The organism is Pseudoroseomonas ludipueritiae, assembly GCF_014490445.1.
Lineage (GTDB): Bacteria > Pseudomonadota > Alphaproteobacteria > Acetobacterales > Acetobacteraceae > Pseudoroseomonas > Pseudoroseomonas ludipueritiae.
This window is the reverse complement of record NZ_JACTUZ010000069.1, coordinates 1-21,418: the sequence shown is the minus strand read 5'-3', so window position 1 is coordinate 21,418 and position 21,418 is coordinate 1. Positions and strand designations below refer to the sequence as shown.

Annotated in this window: 24 protein-coding genes and 1 pseudogene; 9 read left to right on the top strand and 16 right to left on the bottom strand. The window is 69.4% G+C overall.

Annotated elements, in window-relative coordinates:
* Window positions 1-155: 155 nt before the first annotated feature.
* A complete protein-coding gene (gene maiA / locus IBL25_RS15180; protein ID WP_187779389.1) occupies window positions 156-788 on the bottom strand; it encodes a maleylacetoacetate isomerase in 633 nt (210 codons plus the stop codon).
* A gap of 184 nt (window positions 789-972) precedes the next feature.
* Between maiA and IBL25_RS15175 the strand changes: the two genes are divergently transcribed.
* On the top strand, window positions 973-1,428 hold the full coding sequence (locus IBL25_RS15175) for an Lrp/AsnC family transcriptional regulator (RefSeq protein ID WP_187779388.1): 456 nt from the start codon (window positions 973-975) through the stop codon (window positions 1,426-1,428).
* 291 nt (window positions 1,429-1,719) lie between these two features.
* On the opposite strand, the gene IBL25_RS15170 is transcribed toward IBL25_RS15175, so the two are convergent.
* From IBL25_RS15170 to IBL25_RS15120, 12 genes are all read right to left on the bottom strand, one after another.
* Window positions 1,720-3,204 (bottom strand): carboxypeptidase M32, encoded by a 1,485-nt coding sequence (locus tag IBL25_RS15170; protein WP_187779387.1) that lies wholly within the window; start codon window positions 3,202-3,204, stop codon window positions 1,720-1,722.
* Complete coding sequence (locus IBL25_RS15165; RefSeq protein ID WP_187779386.1) at window positions 3,201-3,881, bottom strand: SURF1 family protein; 681 nt, start codon at window positions 3,879-3,881, stop codon at window positions 3,201-3,203. The genes IBL25_RS15170 and IBL25_RS15165 overlap by 4 nt, the downstream gene beginning before the upstream one ends.
* A 53-nt stretch (window positions 3,882-3,934) precedes the next feature.
* The gene (locus IBL25_RS15160) at window positions 3,935-4,777 is read right to left on the bottom strand and encodes a cytochrome c oxidase subunit 3 (protein WP_187779385.1); all 843 of its coding nucleotides are present in this window, start codon (window positions 4,775-4,777) and stop codon (window positions 3,935-3,937) included.
* A 133-nt stretch (window positions 4,778-4,910) separates the two neighbouring features.
* Entirely contained in the window at window positions 4,911-5,549 is a 639-nt protein-coding gene (locus IBL25_RS15155; RefSeq protein ID WP_187779384.1) for a cytochrome c oxidase assembly protein, read from the bottom strand.
* A 31-nt stretch (window positions 5,550-5,580) separates the two neighbouring features.
* Window positions 5,581-5,712, bottom strand: a complete 132-nt coding sequence (locus IBL25_RS27330) for a hypothetical protein (RefSeq protein WP_267898233.1) — start codon at window positions 5,710-5,712, stop codon at window positions 5,581-5,583.
* The gene (locus tag IBL25_RS15150; protein WP_187779383.1) at window positions 5,709-6,665 is read right to left on the bottom strand and encodes a heme o synthase; all 957 of its coding nucleotides are present in this window, start codon (window positions 6,663-6,665) and stop codon (window positions 5,709-5,711) included. The genes IBL25_RS27330 and IBL25_RS15150 overlap by 4 nt, the downstream gene beginning before the upstream one ends.
* Before the next feature lie 20 nt (window positions 6,666-6,685).
* Window positions 6,686-8,272 (bottom strand): cytochrome c oxidase subunit I, encoded by a 1,587-nt coding sequence (gene ctaD / locus IBL25_RS15145; RefSeq protein ID WP_187779382.1) that lies wholly within the window; start codon window positions 8,270-8,272, stop codon window positions 6,686-6,688.
* Window positions 8,273-8,325: 53 nt separating this feature from the next.
* Window positions 8,326-9,258: a cytochrome c oxidase subunit II gene (coxB, locus tag IBL25_RS15140; RefSeq protein ID WP_187779381.1), complete on the bottom strand. Its 933-nt coding sequence runs from the start codon at window positions 9,256-9,258 to the stop codon at window positions 8,326-8,328.
* 273 nt (window positions 9,259-9,531) lie between these two features.
* Window positions 9,532-9,879 (bottom strand): ArsR/SmtB family transcription factor, encoded by a 348-nt coding sequence (locus IBL25_RS15135; RefSeq protein ID WP_321210501.1) that lies wholly within the window; start codon window positions 9,877-9,879, stop codon window positions 9,532-9,534.
* 13 nt (window positions 9,880-9,892) lie between these two features.
* Window positions 9,893-10,624 (bottom strand): class I SAM-dependent methyltransferase, encoded by a 732-nt coding sequence (locus IBL25_RS15130; protein ID WP_187779380.1) that lies wholly within the window; start codon window positions 10,622-10,624, stop codon window positions 9,893-9,895.
* A gap of 128 nt (window positions 10,625-10,752) precedes the next feature.
* Window positions 10,753-11,652, bottom strand: coding sequence for a DMT family transporter (locus tag IBL25_RS15125; RefSeq protein WP_187779379.1), 900 nt, complete (start codon window positions 11,650-11,652; stop codon window positions 10,753-10,755).
* Window positions 11,653-11,744: 92 nt separating this feature from the next.
* Entirely contained in the window at window positions 11,745-12,464 is a 720-nt protein-coding gene (locus IBL25_RS15120) for an SIMPL domain-containing protein (RefSeq protein ID WP_187779378.1), read from the bottom strand.
* Window positions 12,465-12,575: 111 nt separating this feature from the next.
* On the opposite strand from IBL25_RS15120, the gene IBL25_RS15115 reads away from it, so the two are divergent.
* The 7 genes from IBL25_RS15115 (at window position 12,576) to IBL25_RS15085 (ending at window position 19,032) form a co-directional block, all read left to right on the top strand.
* Window positions 12,576-13,508, top strand: coding sequence for a LysR family transcriptional regulator (locus IBL25_RS15115; protein ID WP_187779377.1), 933 nt, complete (start codon window positions 12,576-12,578; stop codon window positions 13,506-13,508).
* A gap of 74 nt (window positions 13,509-13,582) precedes the next feature.
* Window positions 13,583-14,263 carry an SCO family protein gene (locus IBL25_RS15110; RefSeq protein ID WP_187779376.1) on the top strand — a complete coding sequence of 227 codons (681 nt, stop codon included), beginning with the start codon at window positions 13,583-13,585 and terminating at the stop codon, window positions 14,261-14,263.
* Between the two features lie 74 nt (window positions 14,264-14,337).
* Entirely contained in the window at window positions 14,338-14,628 is a 291-nt protein-coding gene (locus IBL25_RS15105) for a hypothetical protein (RefSeq protein WP_187779375.1), read from the top strand.
* Between the two features lie 126 nt (window positions 14,629-14,754).
* Entirely contained in the window at window positions 14,755-15,387 is a 633-nt protein-coding gene (locus IBL25_RS15100; protein ID WP_187779374.1) for a peroxiredoxin, read from the top strand.
* Window positions 15,387-16,397, top strand: coding sequence for a cysteine synthase A (locus IBL25_RS15095; protein ID WP_187779373.1), 1,011 nt, complete (start codon window positions 15,387-15,389; stop codon window positions 16,395-16,397). Before IBL25_RS15100 ends, IBL25_RS15095 begins: the two co-directional genes overlap by 1 nt.
* 345 nt (window positions 16,398-16,742) lie before the next feature.
* Window positions 16,743-18,284 (top strand): acetolactate synthase large subunit, encoded by a 1,542-nt coding sequence (locus IBL25_RS15090; RefSeq protein ID WP_187779372.1) that lies wholly within the window; start codon window positions 16,743-16,745, stop codon window positions 18,282-18,284.
* A 439-nt stretch (window positions 18,285-18,723) separates the two neighbouring features.
* Window positions 18,724-19,032, top strand: a complete 309-nt coding sequence (locus IBL25_RS15085) for a YciI family protein (protein ID WP_187779371.1) — start codon at window positions 18,724-18,726, stop codon at window positions 19,030-19,032.
* On the opposite strand, the gene IBL25_RS15080 is transcribed toward IBL25_RS15085, so the two are convergent.
* From IBL25_RS15080 to prpC, 3 genes are all read right to left on the bottom strand, one after another.
* Window positions 19,011-19,580 carry a 3'-5' exonuclease gene (locus IBL25_RS15080; protein WP_187779370.1) on the bottom strand — a complete coding sequence of 190 codons (570 nt, stop codon included), beginning with the start codon at window positions 19,578-19,580 and terminating at the stop codon, window positions 19,011-19,013. The two genes, IBL25_RS15085 and IBL25_RS15080, sit on opposite strands and share 22 nt — an antisense overlap.
* A gap of 2 nt (window positions 19,581-19,582) precedes the next feature.
* A complete protein-coding gene (locus IBL25_RS15075; protein WP_187779369.1) occupies window positions 19,583-19,738 on the bottom strand; it encodes a hypothetical protein in 156 nt (51 codons plus the stop codon).
* A gap of 79 nt (window positions 19,739-19,817) precedes the next feature.
* The gene (gene prpC, locus IBL25_RS15070) at window positions 19,818-20,969 is read right to left on the bottom strand and encodes a bifunctional 2-methylcitrate synthase/citrate synthase (protein ID WP_187779368.1); all 1,152 of its coding nucleotides are present in this window, start codon (window positions 20,967-20,969) and stop codon (window positions 19,818-19,820) included.
* A 137-nt stretch (window positions 20,970-21,106) separates the two neighbouring features.
* On the opposite strand from prpC, the pseudogene IBL25_RS15065 reads away from it, so the two are divergent.
* Window positions 21,107-21,418, top strand: a pseudogene (locus IBL25_RS15065) (phosphoenolpyruvate carboxylase); the annotation flags it as partial.

Genomic DNA, 21,418 nt, shown 5'->3' with positions numbered 1-21,418 from the left:
GGCGAGGCGGGGCGCCGGCTGGCCGCGCGGCGCCACCACCATCGATGCATCGGCCGGCACCGTCACGCTGCGGAGCTGGGCCATGGCCGGCAGCGGCAGGGCCAGCAGGCCCAGCAGGAAGGCCGCGGGCAGGCGCCAGCGAAGGTCGCGGCTGGTCATGGCGAGTTGCTCCAAAGCTCAGGCAGGGAAATGGACTGGAAAGCCGGAAGGGTCATGCAGGCCGCCTCGGCGGCCAGCAGGCGGGGGAAGGTCAGGGACACACCATGCTGCCGCGCCAGGGCAAGCTGCGGCACCAGGCAGATATCGGCCATGCCGGGATTGCTGCCGAAGCAGAAAGGCCCTTCGGCACCGCTGAGCAGCGTTTCGCAGGCATCCAGCCCCTCCGCCAGGGCGGAGCGCGTCCAGAGCCGCAGGGAAGCCTCGGTCATCTCCAGCCGCCGGAGCCGCGTCAGGGCCCGGGTGGTGACCAGCGGATGCAGGTCGGCGGCGATGGCATGGGAAAAGGCCCGCACCTGGGCCCGCAGCACCGGCCCGGGCGGCAAGAGCGGCGGGGTCGGCCACATCTCCTCCAGCCATTCGATGACGGCCAGGGATTGGGTGAGCCGCTGGCCACTGCTGGTTTCCAGCACAGGCACCTGCCCCTGCGGATTGATCCGCAGGATGCTGGTCGCCCTGACCTCTCCAGCCGGCGCGCAATGCTCGACCAGCTCAACCGGGAGGTTCTTCAACGCCAGGGCAATGCGAACGCGCCAGGTCGCTGAAGATCGGGGATGGCCATGCAGCCGCATCGCGATACCTTCGTCCTCTCGTTGATGTGAGTGATCGTGACGGCTGCGTCAAGAATTTCCGGAAGCTGGCCGTAATTCACCGAGACACGGCATGTTCATCCGCATCATGGTGAAAATTGTTTTTCCTCTGCCGCAATTCAGGCCAGGTCGCGCAGATTCTTCCACCGGAGGGTAGAAGCGAGCCATGGATGCCACGGACCACCGAATCCTGCGTGCGCTGGCGCGCAATGGCCGGCTGACCAATGCCGAACTGGCCGAGGAAGTGGGCCTTTCCCCTTCCCCCTGCTGGACGCGGGTGCGGCGGCTGGAACAGTCAGGGGTTATCAAGGGCTACGCGGCGCTGCTGGACCAGGCGGAACTGGGCCTGCCCGACACGGTCTTCGTCGAGGTCATGATGGACAAGCACGACGAGGCCGCCCTGGCGCGCTTCGAGCAGGCGGTGAACAGCACGCCCGAGATCCTGGAATGCCACCTGACCACCGGCGATTACGACTACCTGATCAAGGCCGCCGTCAGCGGCACGGCAGGCTATGAAGCCCTGCTGCGGGAGAAGCTCTACCAGCTGCCGGGGGTGCGCCATACCCGCAGCGCCTTCGCCCTGCGCTGCCTGAAACGAAGCCTCTCGCCGGTCGCGTCCTGAACAACCGGGGCCAAAGAGGGCTCCGCCCTCTCTGGACACGCCCGCCGGGGTGGAAAGTCCACCCCGGACCCCGCTGGCTGTTTGAGGATGAGGGGCGCGGCGGCAGTCGCCTGTGGTGAGAATGTCAAAGGGCCATGCGGGCTGAAGCCGCAGTCGCCGGAGGTCATGGACCTCCGGCGGAACAGCCGTGCCGCCTGTTCCAAACAGATGGTGGGGCCTGGGTGACACTGTCACCCCAGCGGGGGTGTCCAGAGGGGGCGGAGCCTCCTTTGGCCCCGGCCCGAGCATGCTTCAGGCCGCGAGATAGCGCCCACGGAGGTGTTCGGTGAAGTCCGAGGGGTCCAGCGGCTTGCCCGTGGCCGCGCGAAGCAGGTCCTGGAAGCCCAGGCGCGAGCCCTGCCCGTGCACGGCCTTCCGCAGCCAGTCGCGCAGCGGCGTGAAGTCGCCCTTGGCCAGGGCCGCGTCCAGCCCCGGCTCCGCCCCGCGTGCCGCGCGCATGAGCTGGGCGGCGGCCATGGCGCCGAGGGTATAGGAGGGGAAGTAGCCGAAGGCGCCGTCGTACCAATGGATATCCTGCAGGCAGCCACGGGCGTCGTCCGGTGGCGTCAGGCCCAGCAGGTGGGTGAAGCCTTCGTTCCAGGCGGCGGGAATGCCTTCCACCTCCAGTTCGCCGCCGATCAGCGCGCGTTCCAGCCGGAAGCGCAGGATGACATGGGCGGGGTAGGTCAGCTCATCGGCATCGACGCGGATGAAGCCGCGTTCCACCCGGCGCCAAAGGGCGGCGAGATTGGCGGGGTCGTAGGCCTCGGCACCGCCGCCGAAGCTCGCCTGCAACTGCGGGCCGATGAAGCGCAGGAAGGCATCGGAGCGGCAGGCCTGCATCTCGATGATCAGGCTCTGGGATTCATGCGCGGCCATGCCGGCGGCCTCGCCCACCGGCTGGTGCGCGAAGGCCGGGGGCAGGCCGCGTTCGTAAAGGGCATGGCCGGTTTCGTGCAGCACGCCGAAAAGCGCCTGGGCAGCGGAATCGGCGCTGTAGCGGGTGGTGATGCGCACATCCGTGGGCGTGCCGCCGCAGAAGGGATGGGTGCTTTCGTCCAGCCGGGCATGGTCGAAATCCAGCCCGACGCGCTCGGCCATGGCGCGGCAGAGGGCCTGCTGGGCCGGCACCGGGAAGGGGCCCGTCAGTGGGCGCGGCGCCGGACGGCTGGCCTGGATGGCCTCGGCCTGGGGCAGCGCCTGCTGGAGGAACTGCTCATAGGCGGCGAAGATGGGCTCGACATCACTGGCGCCGATGCCGCGCTGGTAGCCTTCCATCAGCGCGTCATAAGGCGAGAGGCCGGTGGCCCCGGCCAGGGCGGCGGCGGTTTCGCGCTGGAGGCGCACCACCTCCTTCAGCGCGGGGGCGACCAGGGCGAAGTCGGATTGCGCGCGGGCGCGGCGCCAGACGGCCTCACAGGCCGCATTGGCGCGTGCGGTCGCCTCCACCAGCGCGGTGGGCAGGGCGGTGGCGCGGCGGTGCGTCTGGCGCATCAGGGCCAGGTTGGCGCCCTCCCACTCCCCTTCGGCCGTGGCTTCCGCCAGATCCTCGGCCACCTGCGGCGCCGTCAGCAGCTCATGCGACAGGCCGGAAAGGGCCGCGAGCTGCTCGCCCCGCGCCGCGGCACCACCGGGCGGCATCACCGCCGCGGCGTCCCAGTGCAGCATGGCCTGGGATTCGCCCAGCAGGGCGATGCGGGCGAAGCGGGCCTTCAGGCGGTGATAGGCGGCGTTCATGCGGATTCCTTCAGGCGGACGCGGGCCCAGGCGATGAAGACGCCGAGCGCCGAGAGCGCCAGCCCATACCAGGTGATGACATAGCCGAGGTGGCTGTTGGGCGGGCGCGGCAGGTGCTGCGCCGGCTGCGGCAGGGTGCCGCCGGCCGGGCCCATGGCCACCACCGCGAAAGGCAGGAGGCCGGGCTGGCCGATGGCGGCGCCGATGGCGGCGGGGTCCAGGCTGTAGAAGCGGCGGGTGGCGGGGTCATCCGTGGCGCTGAAGAGGCCGGCGGTCTCGCCCGGGCGGACATAGCCCTCGACGCGCTGGATGCCCTCGGGCTGGCTCACCGGGCCACGCTCCAGCGGCAGCCAGCCACGGTCCACCAGCAGCGGCGGCGCGCCTTCCCGCTCCAGCGGCACCAGCAGGTGGGTGCCGAGCGTGGCGCCGCGCACCTCCACGCCGAGCGTCACGGCCTGCTCGTGGCGGAAGCGGCCTTCGGTGAAGACCTTGGTGTAGTCCTGGGGATGCTCGGTGAGCGGGATGGGGGGACCAGCCTCGGCGGCGGCGATGGTCGCCAGCAGGTCGGTCTTCCAGCGCAGGCGCTGGAGCTGCCAGGTGCCGAGGCCGGCGAGGATGGCCAGGACTGGCAGCAGAGCCAGGGTGGGAAGCAGGAGGCGGCGCCAGCGGGACTGCATGCTGGCGCTTCTAGCCCCGGCCCTCCCCTGGCGGGAAGGGCCGGGGCGGCGCGTCAGTGCTGCGCGATCTCGCCCGCGCCCAGGACGTAGATGGCGACGAAGAGGAACAGCCAGACCACGTCCACGAAGTGCCAGTACCAGGCGGCGGCCTCGAAGCCGAAGTGGCGCTCCGGCGTGAAGTCGCCGCGGCGGGCACGGAACCAGCAGACCGCCAGGAAGATGGTGCCGACGATCACGTGGAAGCCGTGGAAGCCGGTGGCCAGGAAGAAGACCGAGGAATAGATGCCGCCGCCGTGGAAGGCGAAGGGGGCCTCGGCATATTCGTAGAACTGGAAGAAGGAGAAGGAGATGCCCAGCAGCACCGTCAGGCCCAGGCCCTGCAGCAGGCCCTTGCGGTCGCCCTCGATCAGCGCGTGGTGCGCCCAGGTCACCGTGCAGCCGGAGAGCAGCAGGATCATGGTGTTGAGCAGCGGCAGGCCCAGCGGGTCGAAGGTATGCACGCCGGCGGGGGGCCAGATGGCCTTGGCGGCGCCGGAGACATGTTCCGGATACAGGTAGAAGTGGAACCAGGACCAGAAGAAGGCGACAAAGAACATCACCTCGGAGGCGATGAACAGCACCATGCCGTAGCGCAGGCCGATGCGCACGATGGCGTTATGGATGCCCGGCTGCTTCGATTCGCGGATGATGTCGCGGAACCAGAAGTACATGGAGGCCAGCACGCCCAGGATGCCGACGCCAAGCACCCAGTGCACATTGTGCTGCGCGAAGAGGATGATGCCGAAGACCAGCAGGCCGGCCGAGAACGAGGCCACCAGGGGCCACGGGCTGGGATCGACCAGATGGTAGGGGTGCTTGTTATGAGCGGGGGCAACCGCGCTGTCGGTGCTGGCCATTGGTCTTCCTGGACTCAAGACGTCACGCGAAGGGTCGGACAGGGCAGGCTGCCCCGGCCATCCGGAACGATACGCTGCATCAATCCCGAAATCGGGGCGGTGATCAACCCCGTCACGGCGACCCGCAGCAGGGTCATGGTGTAGCCGTCTGCGGGCCGTCGGGCGAGACCAGCTCGGTCCGCTTGCCCACATGCTCCCCGGCCTTGGCCACGGCGCCTGCGCGCTCGGCATCGGCCAGGGTACGGAAATAGGTGTAGTTGATGGTGATGGTGCGGATGCCCTTGGTGTTCGGGTCTTCCGCGATCTTCGGGTCCACCCAGTAGGCGATGGGCATCTCCACCTGCTGGCCGGCCTCCAGCGTCTGCTCATCGAAGCAGAAGCAGGCGACCTTGTGGAAATAGGGGCCGGCGATCTCGGGCGTCACGTTATAGGTGGCGATGCCGGTGACCGGCGTCTGCGCCAGGTTCTGGGCAGTGTAGAAGGCCATGCCCTCCTGGCCCAGGGCCAGCTTCTCCGGCCCCTGCCCCGGGGCGAATTTCCAGGGCAGGCCGGGATGCACATTGGCGTTGAAGCGCACCGTCACCTGCTGGTCGGTGGCGCCGGGCGCGATGCCGCCGATCTGCGGCGTGCCGTTGTATCCGGTGACGGCGCAGAAGATGGCGTAGAGCGGCACCGAGGCGAAGGCGAGCCCGACCATGGAGGCCGCCACGCCGCCGGCGATGAGGCCGAGGCGGCGGTTGCGGCGGGCGAGATCGGGGTCTGTCGCGGCCATGGGATGCGGTCCTCTCGTCAGGCTCGGGCGGTCAGCCGCGGGTCAGGCGGGCCATGGCGATCAGATAGACCAAGGCCACCAGACCCAGAAGCGCCAGCAGCACCGCCCAGTTGCGGCCGCGGCGGCGGCGGATGAAGGCGGCCTTTTCCTCGGGCGTCATCATGCCGGGAAAACCAGCACATCCGCCGCCAGGGCCGCCAGCAGCGCGAAGAGATAGATGATGGAGAAGCGGAAGGCAGCCCGCGCCGGGGCATCGTTGCTCAGGCTGCGCCCGGCCTCATCCTGCGCGTCGCGCTTCACGCGCCACATGTAGTGCAGGAAGAAGCCGCCCAGCACGGCGGCGGCGGCGCCATAGGCGAGGCCGGACATGCCGATGGCGAGCGGCAGCAGCGAGACCGGCACCAGCAGCAGGGAATAGAGCCAGAGCTGGCGGCGGGTTTCCTTGGCCCCGGCCACCACCGGCAGCATCGGCACGCCGGCGCGCTGGTAGTCGCCCGAGGCGTAAAGGGAGAGCGCCCAGAAATGCGGCGGCGTCCAGAAGAAGACGATGGCGAACATCACCACCGCCTCCAGCGAGACATGGCCGGTGACGGCCGCCCAGCCGATCATCGGCGGGAAGGCGCCGGCGGCGCCGCCGATAACGATGTTCTGCGGCGTCCGGCGCTTCAGCCACATGGTGTAGATGAAGACATAGAAGGCGATGGAGCCCGCCAGCACGGCGGCGGCCACCAGGTTGGTGGCCAGGCCCATGATCACCACCGAGGCCACGGCGAGGAAGACGCCGAAGCTCAGCGCCGCTTCCGGCCGGATACGGCCGGCCGGGATGGGGCGCTTGCTGGTGCGGCGCATGACCGCGTCGATATCGCGGTCATACCACATGTTGATGGCGCCCGAGGCGCCGGCCGCCACTGCGATGCAGAGGATGGCGGTTGCCGCCAGCACGGGGTGAAGCGAACCCGGTGCCACCAGCAGGCCCACGAGGCCGGAGAAGACCACGAGCGTCATCACCCGCGGCTTCAGCAGCGCGATCCAATCGCGCACCTCGCTGAGATCGAGATCCTCGGACGTGCCGAGGGGGGCAGAAGCCCCCCCCCGCTGCATCGCGCTGTCGCTCATGGCGCTAGCTCCATGCCCCCTTAGCGGATGCGGGGCAGTTCATCGAAGGTGTGGAAGGGCGGCGGGGAGGAAACCTGCCATTCCAGGGTGGTCGCACCCTCGCCCCAGGGATTCGCCTCCGCCCGCTCCTTGCTCGTGAAGGTGCGGAAGCAGACGTAGAAGAAGAACACGAAGGAGGCGACGGAAATATAGGAGCCGATGCTGGCGATCAGGTTCCAGCCCGCGAAGGCATCCGGGTAGTCCGGGTAGCGGCGCGGCATGCCCTGGGCGCCCAGGAAGTGCATCGGGAAGAAGGTCAGGTTCACGCCGATGAAGGTCAGCCAGAAATGGATCTGGCCCAGGCGCTCGGGATACTGCTTCCCGCTCATCTTGCCGATCCAGTAGTAGAAGCCGGCATAGATGCCGAAGACGGCGCCCAGCGACAGCACGTAGTGGAAGTGGGCGATGACGTAATAGGTGTTGTGCAGGATCACGTCGACGGAAGCGTTGGAGAGCTTCACGCCCGTGACGCCACCCACCGTGAACAGGAAGATGAAGCCGATGGCAAACAGCATCGGCGTCTTGAAGGTGAGCGAGCCACCCCACATCGTGGCGATCCAGGAGAAGATCTTGATGCCCGTGGGCACCGCGATGATCATCGTGGCGGCCATGAAGTAGGCCCGCGTGTCCACCGAGATGCCGGAGGTGAACATGTGGTGCGCCCAGACCACGAAGCCGACCACGCCGATGGCCACCATGGCATAGGCCATGCCGAGGTAGCCGAAGATCGGCTTGCGGCTGAAGGTGGACAGGATGTGGCTGATGATGCCGAAGGCCGGCAGGATCATGATGTAGACTTCGGGGTGGCCGAAGAACCAGAACAGGTGCTGGAACAGCACCGGGTCGCCACCGCCGGCCGGGTCGAAGAAGGAGGTGCCGAAGTTACGGTCGGTGATCAGCATGGTGATCGCGCCGCCGAGCACGGGCACGGAGAGCAGCAGCAGGAAGGCGGTGACCAGCATGCCCCAGCAGAACAGCGGCATCTTGTGCAGCGTCATGCCCGGGGCGCGCATGTTGAAGATGGTGGTGATGAAGTTCACCGCGCCCAGGATCGAGCTGGCGCCCGCCAGGTGCAGCGAGAACAGCGCCATGTCCACGCCCATGCCGGACTGGTACTGGCTGTTGGACAGCGGCGGATAAAGCGTCCAGCCCGTGCCGGCGCCGCCCACGAAGAGGCTGCCCGCGGCCAGCATCAGCGCCGGCACCAGCAGCCAGAAGGAGATGTTGTTCAGGCGCGGGAAGGCCATGTCCGGCGCGCCGATCATGATCGGCACGAAGTAGTTGCCGAAGCCGCCGATCAGCGCGGGCATGATCACGTAGAAGACCATGATCACGCCATGCGCGGTCACAGCCACGTTCCACATCTGGCCGTCCGCGAAGAACTGCATGCCCGGATGCTGCAGCTCAATGCGCATCAGCAGGCTGAGCCCGATGCCAACGATCGCCGCCGCCACAGCGAAGATCAGGTAGAGGATCCCGATATCCTTGTGGCTGGTGCTGAAGAACCACCGCTTCCAGAATCCTGGCGTGTGGTCGTGGTGGTCATGCGTATGTGTGGCGGTCGCCATCTGTCCGTCCGTCCCGCTTCCCGAACCCAAAAACCGTTCTCAATCCGCCAAGATCAGCGGTGCAGTTCCGCGACCCGGGCAGCGCCCGGCGCAGCCACGGTCGATTCAAACGCCACCTTGGCCGGAGCCGGGGCCACGTCGCTCTCGGCCGCGAAGCGCGTCTTCGCCTCGGCCAGCCAGGTCTCGTATTCGGCCTGGGGCACTGCCTTCACAACAATCGGCATGAACCAATGGTTCTGGCCGCAGATCTGATTGCACTGGCCATAGAAGGTGCCCGGGCGGTCGGCGCGGAACCACGTCTCCAGCGTACGGCCGGGGATGGTGTACTTCTGCACGCCGAGGCTGGGCACGAAGAAGGAGTGGATCACGTCCTGGCCATTGGTCAGCACGCGGATGTTCTTGCCCACCGGCACCACCAGCGGGTTGTCCACGTCCAGGTTGCGCAGCTGGCCCGGCTTCAGGTCCGCTTCCGCGACCGGATAGCTGTCGAAGGCCAGGTTGCCGGCGTCGGGATAGGCATAATGCCAGTACCACTGACGGCCCGTGACATTGATCGTCACATCGGCATCCACCGCCCGGTCCTCGTAGTAGATGAGGCGGAAGGAGGGGATGGCGATCACGATCAGGATCAGCACCGGCACCACGGTCCAGGCCACCTCCAGCAGCGTGTGGTGGCTGGTGCGCGAGGGCACGGGGTTGGCCGAGGCCCGGAAGCGCCACATCACGTAGGCCAGCAGCACGCCCACGAAGGCGGTGATGGCCACGATGATCCAGAGCACGAGCTGGTTGAAGTCGTGAATGGCTTCCTTCACCGGCCCCGCGGCCGGCTGCAAATCAACGCCCCAGGGCTGCGGCGCGATCACGTCCGCCGCCGTCTGGGCAGCCTGCGCCCATGCCGGCCCCGAGGCCATGCCCAGCGCCAGCGCCAAGGCCAGCCCGGCCAACGCGGAACCCCCCGCGAGCCGCGAAACGATCGTCCGCCGCATTCCCAATCCCGTCCGTCCGTTCTTCATGCGTCCGCCGTCCCACGCACCCCAGGCCGGGGTTTGCGCGACCGCGCCACGCGCCGCCCCGAATCGTATGCCAGGCGCACCGCGCGACCCAGCCCCCGGTACTCCTCCCCTGCGAGAGGGGGAGCCCAGGCTTCCGCCGGACCATAGTCGCGCGCCCCACCACCGCACAAGTCAGCGGGGCGCCGAGCATCCGTTGATCCTTCGTTCTGAGGACTTTTTTGCGCCGAATCCGCAGTCTGTCCCCGCTCAGGAGGAAAGCGGCGCGGCCGAATCGCTTTCCGCCTCGCCTTCCGCGACATGGTCCACCATGTCGGCGAGCATGGACCGGATATGGCCATCGGTGACGGCGTAGAGCACCTGGCGGCCCCGCCGCTCCGCCTGCAGCAGCCGCGCCGCGCGCAGCAGGCGCAGGTGGTGGGACGCGAGGGAGGCGGAGATGCCGATGCGCTCGGCCATCTCCCCCACCGGCGCCGGCTCGTCCAGGCAGGCCAGGATGATGCGCAGGCGCGTCGGGTCGCTCATCAGCCAGAACATGCCGGCCAGCTCGACGACCTCGTCGTCGCCGATGCGGAGGGGGGAGGCGCGGCCGGGCACGGGCCGCACCGACTCAGGCGGCGGCGACGGCGGCCGGCGTGGCGGCGGCCCCACCCGCCGCGGCATTGCGGACCTGCACCAGCGTGAAGAGCCCGCCCGGCTGGCAGGGCTCGACGGCATCGAGCTGCACGGCGGTGGGGTCCAGCAGGTCGCTCAGCGCGAAATCCGGGTGCCAGCCCAGGATGCGGGAGAGCGGCGCCATGGCGCGCTCCACCCACCAGCGGGGCCCGGCCTCGGCGGCGAAATGGTTCACGAAGAGCAGGTGGCCGCCCGGGCGCACCACGCGGCGCATCTCGGCGAAGAGGGCCTTGGCATCCGGCACCACGGAGGCGGTGAACATGGCCACCGCGATGTCGAAGGAGCCGTCGCGGAAGGCCATCTTCTCCGCGTCCATCTCCAGCAGCCCTTCCACATGGGAAAGACCCTCGGCACGGACGCGCTCATCGGCCTTCATCAACATCTCGCGCGACAGGTCGATGCCCACCACGCGCTTGTCCCGGTTGTAGCGCGGCAGCGCCAGTCCGGTGCCGACACCGACCTCCAGCACCCGCGTGCCGGGCAGGCGGTTGACCGCCGCCACGGCGCGGCGGCGCCCGAAGGCGGAAACGCCGCCGAACACCGCGTCATAGACGCCTGCCCAGCGACGGTAGGCATCCCGCACGGATGCAGCATCCAGCGCCGCCCGGGGGTGGTCCCGGAGGGCCTCGGCCGTCTGGTTTCGGGGTGCCTCGATGATGCTGGCCATACCTTGTCCTCGCGCCGGCCATCCGCTAGCGCCTGCGGCCCCCGGTGGCAAGTGCTCGCGCGAGCGGCCCTGGGCTGCCTCACCCGCCGCGCCGGTGGGCGCCAGGGGCCCTCCCGGATGGCCCTCGGTCATGCTCTCCGTCCTCCCTTCCCGCGGGCGGGCCATGCCACCAGCAGGCCGCCGCAGGCGATGATCGCCGCGCCGGAGAGTGTAATGCTGTCCGGCTTCTGCCCAAATACAACCGCCGAAGCGATCAGGGCCCAGAGAAGTTGCGAATACATGACGGGCGCGAGGAGGCTGGCCGGCAGGCGGGTGAAGGCCAGCACCAGCAGCCCGTGCCCCGCCGCCCCCAGTGCCCCCAGCGCGACCAGCCCCAGCCAGACCCAGCCGGCCGGGATCGGCCCCGCCGAGCCAGGCCATTGCCAGATAAAGGGCTGCGCCAGGGCCAGCAGCAGCGCCCCGGCCACGCCGGTATGCAGGATGGTGGTGCGCGGGTCGTCGATCACCGCCAGCCGCCGCGTCAGGATCTGGTAGACGCTGAAGAGCGCGGCGTTGCAGAGCGGCAGCATGATGGCCCAGTGCGGCGCCGCGCCGCCGGTCAGGAAGGGCGGCCGCAGCGTCACCAGCACGCCCAGCAGCCCGATGCCCACCCCCAGCCAGCGGCGCCAGTCCACGCTTTCCCGCAGCCAGACGGCGGCCAGGATGACGGTGAGCAGCGGCGAGGCGAAGCCCACCGCCGTGGCATCGGCCAGCGGAATGAAGGCCAGAGCGCCGACAAAGAAGAGGCTGCCCGCCAGCAGGCAGAGGCTGCGCAGCATCTGCAGCCAGGGCGCGCGGGAGCGCCAGGGCAGGCTGCCCGTCAGCAGCCGGATGGCCAGCGCCACGAAGAGAACGTGGAAGACGAAGCGGACAAAGACCACCTGCCCCACCGGGTAATGCGCCACCAGCAGCTTGCCGGTGGTGTCCATCGTCACGAAGAAGACCAGCGCGACGAGGTTGAGGGCGATCCCGGTGAAGGTGGCGGACATGCTGGCGCCGATCATGGCACCGCCACCGCCCGGCGCCAGTCCGCCGGGCGGGTTTTTCGCGGCGCTGACGCTTTATTCCGCGGTGCGGGGCCTCATGGCCGGGGGCGCAGCAGCACCTCGGCCTGGGCCGTGGCGGTGACCGTCACCTCCTCCGGCGCGCTGGCAGGCGGCGGGGCAGCGGCGGCGGCCTGGGCGCGCATCGCCATGGCCATGCGCGGCATCGGCGCCTCGGGCGTGTCGATGGAAAGGCTGCGGATCTCGGCCACCTCCATGCCCAGCTGCTCCGCCACCGCCCCGGCGCGGGCGCGCAGCGCCTCGATGGCCAGCCGCCCGGCCTCCTGCCGCGCCGCGTGGGCGGCATCGCGCGAAAGGCTCCAGGCCATGCCATCCATCAGCAGCCCTTCCCCTTGCAGCGTGCCGGCCAGTTCCAGCGCGGGAGTGGCATTGGTGGCGCGCAGCGAGAGGCCCTGGCTGGCGGTCCATTCGCGGGATTCGCTGTCGCGGTTGGTCCAGTAGCCGCCGGTGGTGGCGCGCAGTTCGGCCACGCCGCCGGCCTTGGCCAGGGCGGCCTGCACCACGCGGTTCACCTGCGCCTGCACGGCGGCGGCATCCCGCCCGCGCGCTTCCGCCCGCAGGTTCACGCGCAGCTCGTCCGGGGCGCGGCTCACCTCGCCGGTTTCGTTCAGGCGCAGCAGCGTGCCCTGGGCACGGGGGGCAGACGTGGCGGGCGGCACCGGCGCGGGCTGGGCCGCCAGCGGGCCTGCTGCCGAAAAGGCCAGCAGGGCGGCAAGGGCGAGAGGGCGGCGTGACATGGGCAAACTCCGGGTAACGATTAAGCTCCATCCATGTTTGTCGGCATAGCCGAAGGTTGAAGGGGGGGGCCGTTGAAGGCCCCCGCCCCCCGGCCTAGCTAGGCCCCATCCATGAGCCAGACAGACCGTCTCCCTGATCTGAATTTACTCCGCCTTTTCGTTGCCTTGATGGAAGAGCGCCATGTGACGCGCGCCGGGGAGCGGCTGTTCCTGTCCCAGCCCGCCGCCTCCGGCGGGTTGCGGCGGCTGCGGGAGCATCTTCACGATGAATTGCTGGTGCGTGAGGGGCAGGTGCTGCGCCCCACCCCGCGCGCCGAGGAACTCTACGCCACCATCGCGCCGCTGCTGGAGCAAATGGCGGATGCCATCGCCTCCGTCACGCCCTTCGACCCCGCCACCGACCGCCGCACCTTTGTGCTTGGCTGCAGCGACGCCATCGCCTTCGCCGTGCTGCCGCCGCTGCTGGCGCGCATCCGCGAGGCGGCGCCGAATTGTTCCCTCGCCATCCGGCTGGGGGACCACCACAGCCTGCCGGCGCTGCTGGCCAGCGGCGAGATCGACGCCGCCCTGGGCTACCTGGGGGACGATCTGCCGGCCAATGCGAGGATGCGCGTGCTCGGCCATTCCTCCTGGGTGGTGCTGCGCGATGCCAGCACCGGCCCCGTTGCCAGCCTCGACGACTACTGCGCCCGGCCGCATGCGCTGATCTCGGCGCGCGGCCACCTGGAGGGCAATGTGGACGCGCTGCTGCGCAGCGAGGGGCGGCAGCGCCGGGTGGTGCTGGGGCTCAGCTCCTTTTCCCTGCTGGCCGCCGCCCTGCCGGGCACGGAGATGCTGGCCACGGTGCCGGAATTCGTCGGCCGCCGCTTGGCGCAGCGTGGCGGGCTGCTGGTGGAGACGCCGCCCATCTCCCCCTCTCCCACCGCCACCGCCCTGGCCTGGAACGGCTCCCGCGACCGCGACCTAGGCGAGCGCTGGTTCCGGGGCGAGGTGGTGAGCGCCATCCTGGAACTGATCGCACGCGGCAAAGGTAAGGAGGCGTAACGCCCCGCGCGGCCCCCACCCTTGTGTCCGCGAGGGATATTCCGCCACCTCACCGCATCAGCTAAGCATGCGCCATGCAACGCGTGATCCGTATCCTGTTGGTTGTCCTGATTCTCGGCCTTGGGGGCCTGTGGGGCAGCGCGTGGTTCGGCCGTCAGGCCGGGGAGCCACTGGGCGATTCCTTTCTCCGCCAGGTCGCGGCGCTGACGGGCCGGGAGACGGCCCCGCCGGTGCCCACTGGCGGCATCCAGCTCCCGGCCGGCATGAGCATGGGCGGCGCCTTCACCATGCTGGACCAGGATGGCCGCACCGTCACGCAGGGCGATTTCGGCGGCAAGCTGCTGGTGGGCTATTTCGGCTATACCTTCTGCCCCGATGTCTGCCCCACGGAGCTGGCTTCCATCGCCGCCGCCATGGACCTGCTCGCCCCCTCCGAGGCCGAGCGCGCCACCCCGCTCTTCGTGACGGTGGACCCGGAGCGGGACACGCCGGAGCAGATGAAGAGCTATGTCTCCAATTTCCACCCGCGCATGGTGGGCCTGACCGGCACGCCGGATCAGGTGGCGGCCATGGCCAAGTCCTTCCGCGTCTTCTACTCCAAGGTGAAGCGGCCGGAGATGAGCGAGTACCTGATGGACCATTCCTCCTTCATCTACCTGATCGGCGCCGATGGCCGGGTGCGCGCCCTGCTGCGCCCGCAGTCCCAGCCGGAGGAGATCGCCGCCGCGATCCGCGCGCAACTGCCGCGCGCCTGACGACTTCGCGCCGCCCCATTCCTTTCCGGCGCGAGCGCCGGCCGACGACCAGCCCCTGAGGAGCAAGACGCGACATGGCCGAGGACGAGTTCGAGGATCTGGTCGGACGCCCACCGCCGCGCTCCGCGGTCACGGGGCCGGCCCCGCGCTACACGCGCCGCCTGTCCGACAAGATCCTGATCGCCTTCCACCAGGCCTGCGACCAGGCGGATTTCGAGGTGGCGGAGGAGCTGCTGCATATCCTGGAGCGCATGCTGACCCGCCGCCCCGTCAGCACCGACACCAACCGCCGCAAGAACCTGGAAAGCCTGGTGGCGGCGCATGAGCGGCTCTGGCTGCTGCGCCACCCGGACAGCGAGCACTAAAGCCGCGCCGCTGGCGCAGACCTGACAAATTTCACGCATGAAACGGCAAACCCTCTTCCAGGGGGTGCCTTGACGCACGATCTTGCAGCGTAGTTCCCTTTCGGGAAGCATGAAGAGGACGCCGCAATGACCATCCAGCTCGGCCAGACCGCTCCGGATTTCGAGGCACGGACCTCACAGGGTCCCATCCGCTTCCACGAATGGGCGGGGGATTCCTGGGTGGTGCTCTTCAGCCACCCCAAGGACTTCACCCCCGTCTGCACCACCGAACTGGGCGAGACGGCGCGCCTGAAGCCCGAGTTCGACAAGCGCAACGTCAAGGTCATCGGCCTTTCCGTCGACACGCTGGAACGGCACGAGGGCTGGAACGCCGATATCGCCGAAACCCAGGGCACGGCGGTCAATTTCCCCATGATCTCGGACGACGACCGCAAGGTCTCCGAGCTCTACGGCATGATCCACCCGGAGGCCGACCCGGCCGTGACGGTGCGCACCGTCTTCGTCATCGACCCGGCGAAGAAGGTGCGGCTGATGCTGACCTACCCGCCCTCCACCGGCCGCAACTTCCAGGAAGTGCTGCGGGTGATCGACAGCCTGCAACTGACCGACAGGCACAAGGTGGCCACGCCGGTGAACTGGCAGCCGGGCGAGCGTGCCATCATCGTGCCCTCCGTCTCCGACGAGCAGGCCAAGGAACGCTTCCCGCAGGGCTGGGAAGCGCAGAAGCCTTACCTGCGCTGGGTGGAAGTGAAGAACTGATGGCCATCGCCGAAGGCTTCTGGGGGGCGGTGCTCGACACTCCCCTCATCCGCCTGCACCGCGCCTCGGAAGCCACGGGCTGCGAGATCCTTGGCAAGGCCGAGTTCATGAACCCCGGCGGCTCGGTCAAGGACCGCGCCGCGCTGGGCATCCTGCAGGATGCGGTGGAGCGCGGCGTGCTGACCCCCGGCAAGCCGGGCACGGTGGTGGAAGGCACGGCTGGCAATACCGGCATCGGCCTGGCGCTGGCCGCCAATGCGCGCGGCTGGAAGAGCGTGATCGTGGTGCCGGAGACGCAGAGCCGCGAGAAGCTGGACTTCCTGCGCATGATCGGCGCTGACCTGCGGCTGGTGCCGGCCAAGCCCTATGCCGACCCGGGTAACTACGTCCATGTCTCCCGCCGCCTGGCCGAGGAACTGGGCGGCGAGGCCGCCGGCGTGCTCTATGCCAACCAGTTCGACAACCCCGCCAATGGCCGCGCCCATGAGCAGACCACCGGCCCGGAGATCTGGAAGCAGACCGGCGGCAAGGTGGATGCCTTCACCTGCGCCTGCGGCACCGGCGGCACACTGGCGGGCGTGGCGCGGGCGCTGAAGGCGCAGAACGAGAAGGTCCGCATCGTGCTGGCCGACCCGGAAGGCAGCGGGCTCGACGCCTGGGTCAAGACCGGCACGGTGAAGGCCAGCCCAGGCAGCTCCGTCACCGAAGGCATCGGGCAGGCGGCGCGGGCGCCGGGCAACCTCCAGGGCGCGCCGATCGACGAATCGGTCACCATCCCGGATGCCGAGGCACTGGAGCAGGTGTTTTCCCTGCTGATCGACGAAGGCATCTCGGTGGGCGGCAGCGCCGGGCTGAACGTGGCCGCGGCCATCCGCGTGGCCAAGGCCATGGGGCCGGGACATACCGTGGTGACAGTGCTCTGCGACGGCGGGGCGCGCTACCAGTCCAAGCTCTTCAACCCCGCCTTCCTGCGGGAAAAGGGCCTGCCGGTTCCGTCCTGGCTGGCCTGAAACCCGGCCGGGGCCAGAGGGGGGCGCCGCCCCCTCTGGACACCCCCGCTGGGGTGACAGGGTCACCCCAGACCCCGCCGAGATTCTGGGACGGCCATGCAGGCCCGCGCCGCTCTTCCATGAAATATAATTTTTGCCCCGGCGGGTCACCGGCCGGCCTGGTGCTTCAGGCGGCCCCCTGAACAACAAGGCCAGCTGATGGCGGGGCCTGGGGAGACCCTGTCTCCCCAGCGGGGGTCCAGGGGGCAGCGCCCCCTGGCCTACCCTAACCTCCCCCCCTTTCCTGAATCCGGCTTTGGCTTCACCTTCTCCACCTCACGAGCCGACCAAGAGGGGAAACGACCGGTGAACGGAGCTGAAAGTCTGGTCCATACGCTGCTGGGGAGCGGGGTGGACACCTGCTTCGCCAATCCCGGCACCAGCGAGATGCATTTCGTCGCCGCGCTGGACCGGATTCCCGGCATGCGCTGCGTGCTGGGTCTGCAGGAGAACATCGTCACCGGCATGGCGGATGGCTATTACCGCATGTCCGGCAAGCCGGCGGCCACGCTGCTGCATTGCGGTCCCGGCTTGGCCAATGGCCTGGGCAACCTGCACAACGCCCGGCGCGCGCGCAGCGGCATCGTGAACGTGGTGGGCGACCAGGCCACCTATCACCGCCCGCTGGATGCGCAGTTGACCGCCGATACCGAGGGCTGGGCCCGCCCCGTCTCCGGCTGGGTGCGGACCGCGACGGATGCGACCCGCGTCGGCGCCGATGCCGCCGTGGCGGTGCAGGCGGCGCGCACCGCGCCGGGGCAGATCGCCACGCTGATCCTGCCCGCCGACACCGCCTGGAACGAGGGCGGCGTGGTGGCCGAGGCCCTGCCGGTGCCCGCCCCCGTGGCGCCGGACCCGCATGCCGTGCGCAACGCCGCGAAGGTGCTGCGCGAGAAGAAGAACGTGCTGATCCTGCTGGGCGGTGCCGGCCTGCGGGCCGATGCCCAGGCCCTGGCCTGGCGCGCGGCGCAGGCCACCGGCGCCAAGGTGCTGGCCGAGATGTCCAATGCCCGCGTCGAGCGCGGCAGCGGCCGCCTGATGCTGGAGCGCGTGCCCTATGTGGCCGAGGCCGCCATCGCGGCGCTGGGGAGCTTCGAGCACATCATCCTGGTGAATGCCAAGGCGCCGGTGGGCTTCTTCGCCTATCCGGGCAAGCCCAGCCTGCATTACCCGGAAACCGCCGGCATCCATGTCCTGACCCGCTACGAGCAGGATGCCGAGGCCGGCCTCCGCGCCCTGGTGGAAGAGCTGGGTGCGCCCGAGGTGGCGCTGCCGGACGCCGGCCCCCGCCCCGGCATCGGCCGTGGCGCGCCGACGCCGGAAGGGCTGGCGCAGACCGTGGCCGCGTTGCTGCCGGAAGGCGGCATCGTGGCGGATGAAAGCGTCTCCTTCGGCCGTGGCTTCTTCCAGCACAGCCACGCGGCGGCGCCGCATGACTGGCTGCAGATCACCGGCGGCGCCATCGGCTGCGGCATGCCGCTGGCCACGGGTGCCGCGATCGGTGCCGGCGGGCAGCGGCGGGTGGTGAACCTGCAGGCCGACGGCTCGGCCATGTACACGCTGCAATCGCTCTGGACCCAGGCGCGGGAGAAGCTGCCGGTCACCACCGTCATCCTGGCCAACCGCAAGTATCAGATCCTGATCGGCGAGTACCGCAATGTCGGCGCCAACCCGGGCCCGACGGCGATGAGCATGCTGGACCTCGGCAACCCGGACCTGAACTGGCTGCAGCTGGCCAACGGCATGGGCGTGGAAGCCGCCCGCGCCACCACGCTGGAGCAATGCGCGGACCTGATGCAGCAGTCCTTCGCGCAGAATGGCCCCTTCGTGATCGAGCTGATGATCTAGCGCAAGGCGCCCGGCGCCGCCGGCGGCCAGGATGGCTGCCAGCGGCGCCAGTTGCGACCAACTCGCATTTATGTGTGCCGATGATGCTTGACGGCGGGCAGGGAATACGATGTATTGCGAATAACTCGCAGTTGCAGATGAACAACGGAGGGGCGACCACCGTCCCATCGCCTTCCAGGGGTCCCGCACTTCTCACCCTGGCCTCCGTTGTTCATCCGCCAACGAGAACCGGTTCCTGCCTGCAGGGGAGGCATGGACCGGGAGCGGGCCGGAGGGGTCGGGTGTGACTGCGAACCACCTGACCCGAAGTCCAAAGGCGCCTGAAGGGGGCGCCGGCGGATGACTAAGTTTGCACGCGGGCAGGGCGTGCAACTCCGGCCCGCGCCCCCTTTACCTCGGCCAGGGTGGCGCTAGCCTCCCGCTGGAGGAGAACCCCACCATGCCCTTTCTGATCGAGACCTGGGACAAGCCGGACAGCCAGGCGCTGCGCCAGCAGCACCGCGCCACGCATCTGGACTTCCTGGCCGCCAATGCCGCCAAGCTTCTGGCGGTGGGCGCCAAGCTGGCCGATGACGGCAGCGACGGCGGCGGCAGCTTCTACATCGTCGATGTCGAGACGCGCGAGGAAGCCGAGGCTTTCCTGGCCGCCGATCCCTTTTCCCAGGTCGGGCTGCCGGCACGGCATGTCATCACGCGTTGGCGCAAGGCTTACCTCGACGGCAAGTCCTACCTGCCGCCCAAGGCCTGAGCCGCGGCGCCGGCCGCGCGCCGGCGCAATTCCCGCCAGCGTTCCAGCTCCTGCTTGGCATCGGCCAGGGCGCGGTGGGCCGGCGGGCCTTCCTGCTCCGATTCGGCTATGGCGGCGGAGAGGATCTCATAGGCCAGCCCCGCCCGCTGTTCCGCCGGGATACCGGCTTCCGCCAGGGCGTCCAGCACGGCCTCGCGCTGTGCTTCCTCGGTGTCGCGCAGGCGCAGGGCGTGGCGCGGCAGCCCGGCGGCGCGCAACAGCCGACTGAGCCATTGCCCATCCCAGGAGGGCGCCGAGGCATAAAGCGCATGCCCCGTCAGCACCGCCACCATACGGCGGGCCACGGCGTCATGCGGCTCCCCTTCCCGTTCCAGCACCTCGCGCGTCAGGCCGTGGATGCCCTCGGCTTCCTCGCTCCAGTCGTCCCAGTCGGGCGCGGGGCGGATCAGGTGGCTTTCCTCGCTGCCATCCTCCGCCACCCAGCCGACTTCCACGGGAAAGCCGCGCTTGCCCAGGCTGCTGGCCTCGAAGTCGAGGAAGACGATCACCGCTAGCTGCCCGAGGGCTCCACCTCGGGCGTCACCTGGGTGGCGGGGCCATCGGGGCTCTTGCGTTCCTCATCCTCCGGCCGCACCCGCTGCTGTTCCAGCCGGCGGGTGCGTTCTTCCAGGGATTCGTCCTCGGTGGGGCGGGGGGTGCCGCTCATGCTGCGATTCTCCATGCCCCACCAACGCCGGAAGCGCCCGATGGTCGCGCCGTCAGCGCGACTTCAGCGGCATCCGGTCTCAGCGTGCCCTCAGCGGCACGAAGGGGCGGTTCTCCGGCCCGGTGTAATTGGCGGTGGGGCGGATGATCTTGCCGTCGATGCGCTGCTCGATCACATGCGCGCTCCACCCCGCCGTGCGGGCGATGACAAAGAGCGGCGTGAACATCGCCGTCGGCACGCCCATCAGGTGGTAGGAGACGGCGCTGAACCAGTCGAGATTCGCGAACATCTTCTTGGTATCCGCCATCACCGCTTCGATCCGGTCGGCGATGTCGAACATCTTGCGGCTGCCCACCTCATCGGACAGCTCGCGCGCCACGGCCTTGATCACCTCGTTGCGCGGGTCGCTGATCGTATAGACCGGGTGGCCGAAGCCGATGACGACTTCCTTGGCGGCAACGCGGGCGCGGATATCGGCCTCGGCCTCCTCCGGGTCGGCGTAGCGCTTCTGGATCTCGAAGGCGACCTCGTTGGCGCCGCCATGCTTGGGGCCGCGCAGCGCGCCGATGCCGCCCGCGATGGCCGAGTAGATGTCCGACCCCGTGCCGGCGATGACGCGGCAGGTGAAGGTCGAGGCATTGAACTCATGCTCGGCATAGAGATTGAGTGAGGTATGCATGGCCCGCACCCAGCTCTCGCGCGGCGCATGGCCGTGCAGCAGGTGCAGGAAATGGCCGCCGATGCTGTCGTCGTCAGTCTCGACCTCGATGCGCCGGCCGTTCTGGCTGTAGTGGTACCAGTAGAGCAGCATGGAGCCGAGCGAGGCCATCAGCCGGTCCGCGATGTCGCGCGCGCCGGCATGGGAATGGTCCTCCTTTTCCGGCAGCACGGTGCCGAGCACGGAGACGCCCGTGCGCATCACATCCATCGGATGCGCGGCGGCGGGCACGGCCTCCAGCGCCTGCTTCACCGCCGCCGGCAGCCCGCGCAGGCTGCGCAGCTTGGCCTTGTAGCCGCGCAGCTCGCCCTGGTCCGGCAGGCTGCCATGCACCAGCAGATAGGCGATTTCCTCGAACTCGCAGCGCGTCGCGATCTCCAGGATGTCGTAGCCCCGGTAATGCAGGTCATTGCCGCTGCGGCCCACGGTGCAGAGCGCGGTATTGCCGGCAGGCACGCCGGACAGCGCCACGGACTTCTTGGGCTTGGCATTGGTTGTCGGGGCTTCGCTCATGGTCTGCCTTCCTCGGTTGGTGGGCGCGGGCGCCTTTTTTGCGGGTGCAGCATCCTCAATCCCGGCCGGGTTGGGAAGCCCAGGGGGTTGGACAGAAACAGGGCGACAGCGGCGCTTCGCCCGTGCAGCATCCGGGCATGACCGCGTCTCCTGAAGCAGCCCTGCTGTCCCTCGCCGCCGAGGCCCGACGGGCGGCGCGGGGTGATCCTTTCGCCAATCCCGCCCTCAGCGCCGCCCTGGCGCTCAGCCGCCAGCTCGACGATGGGGCGCTGAGCCTGGAGGAGATGGCGGGCATGGTGGCCGCCCTGGGCCGTTCCGCCTTCCGCGACCGAGCAGCGGGGCTGGCGCGCAAGACAGGCCTCGCGGGCGCCACGCCGGCCGATGCCGCGCTGGCCATGCTGGCCACCCGCGCCGCCCGCCCCGACCCCAGCGACAGCCCGGTGCCCCTG

Excerpts from the sequence above, each read along its gene's own strand:
- IBL25_RS15075 (WP_187779369.1), bottom strand. The coding sequence starts at position 19,738 with ATGAGCGGCACCCCCCGCCCCACCGAGGACGAATCCCTGGAAGAACGC.
- IBL25_RS15115 (WP_187779377.1), top strand. The coding sequence starts at position 12,576 with ATGAGCCAGACAGACCGTCTCCCTGATCTGAATTTACTCCGCCTTTTC.
- prpC (WP_187779368.1), bottom strand. The coding sequence starts at position 20,969 with ATGAGCGAAGCCCCGACAACCAATGCCAAGCCCAAGAAGTCCGTGGCG.
- IBL25_RS15120 (WP_187779378.1), bottom strand. The coding sequence starts at position 12,464 with ATGTCACGCCGCCCTCTCGCCCTTGCCGCCCTGCTGGCCTTTTCGGCA.
- IBL25_RS15175 (WP_187779388.1), top strand. The coding sequence starts at position 973 with ATGGATGCCACGGACCACCGAATCCTGCGTGCGCTGGCGCGCAATGGC.
- IBL25_RS15085 (WP_187779371.1), top strand. The coding sequence starts at position 18,724 with ATGCCCTTTCTGATCGAGACCTGGGACAAGCCGGACAGCCAGGCGCTG.
- IBL25_RS15165 (WP_187779386.1), bottom strand. The coding sequence starts at position 3,881 with ATGCAGTCCCGCTGGCGCCGCCTCCTGCTTCCCACCCTGGCTCTGCTG.
- IBL25_RS15095 (WP_187779373.1), top strand. The coding sequence starts at position 15,387 with ATGGCCATCGCCGAAGGCTTCTGGGGGGCGGTGCTCGACACTCCCCTC.
- IBL25_RS15130 (WP_187779380.1), bottom strand. The coding sequence starts at position 10,624 with ATGGCCAGCATCATCGAGGCACCCCGAAACCAGACGGCCGAGGCCCTC.
- coxB (WP_187779381.1), bottom strand. The coding sequence starts at position 9,258 with ATGCGGCGGACGATCGTTTCGCGGCTCGCGGGGGGTTCCGCGTTGGCC.
- IBL25_RS15110 (WP_187779376.1), top strand. The coding sequence starts at position 13,583 with ATGCAACGCGTGATCCGTATCCTGTTGGTTGTCCTGATTCTCGGCCTT.
- IBL25_RS15125 (WP_187779379.1), bottom strand. The coding sequence starts at position 11,652 with ATGTCCGCCACCTTCACCGGGATCGCCCTCAACCTCGTCGCGCTGGTC.
- IBL25_RS15150 (WP_187779383.1), bottom strand. The coding sequence starts at position 6,665 with ATGAGCGACAGCGCGATGCAGCGGGGGGGGGCTTCTGCCCCCCTCGGC.
- IBL25_RS15170 (WP_187779387.1), bottom strand. The coding sequence starts at position 3,204 with ATGAACGCCGCCTATCACCGCCTGAAGGCCCGCTTCGCCCGCATCGCC.
- IBL25_RS15160 (WP_187779385.1), bottom strand. The coding sequence starts at position 4,777 with ATGGCCAGCACCGACAGCGCGGTTGCCCCCGCTCATAACAAGCACCCC.
- IBL25_RS27330 (WP_267898233.1), bottom strand. The coding sequence starts at position 5,712 with ATGATGACGCCCGAGGAAAAGGCCGCCTTCATCCGCCGCCGCCGCGGC.
- ctaD (WP_187779382.1), bottom strand. The coding sequence starts at position 8,272 with ATGGCGACCGCCACACATACGCATGACCACCACGACCACACGCCAGGA.
- IBL25_RS15155 (WP_187779384.1), bottom strand. The coding sequence starts at position 5,549 with ATGGCCGCGACAGACCCCGATCTCGCCCGCCGCAACCGCCGCCTCGGC.
- IBL25_RS15100 (WP_187779374.1), top strand. The coding sequence starts at position 14,755 with ATGACCATCCAGCTCGGCCAGACCGCTCCGGATTTCGAGGCACGGACC.
- IBL25_RS15105 (WP_187779375.1), top strand. The coding sequence starts at position 14,338 with ATGGCCGAGGACGAGTTCGAGGATCTGGTCGGACGCCCACCGCCGCGC.
- maiA (WP_187779389.1), bottom strand. The coding sequence starts at position 788 with ATGCGGCTGCATGGCCATCCCCGATCTTCAGCGACCTGGCGCGTTCGC.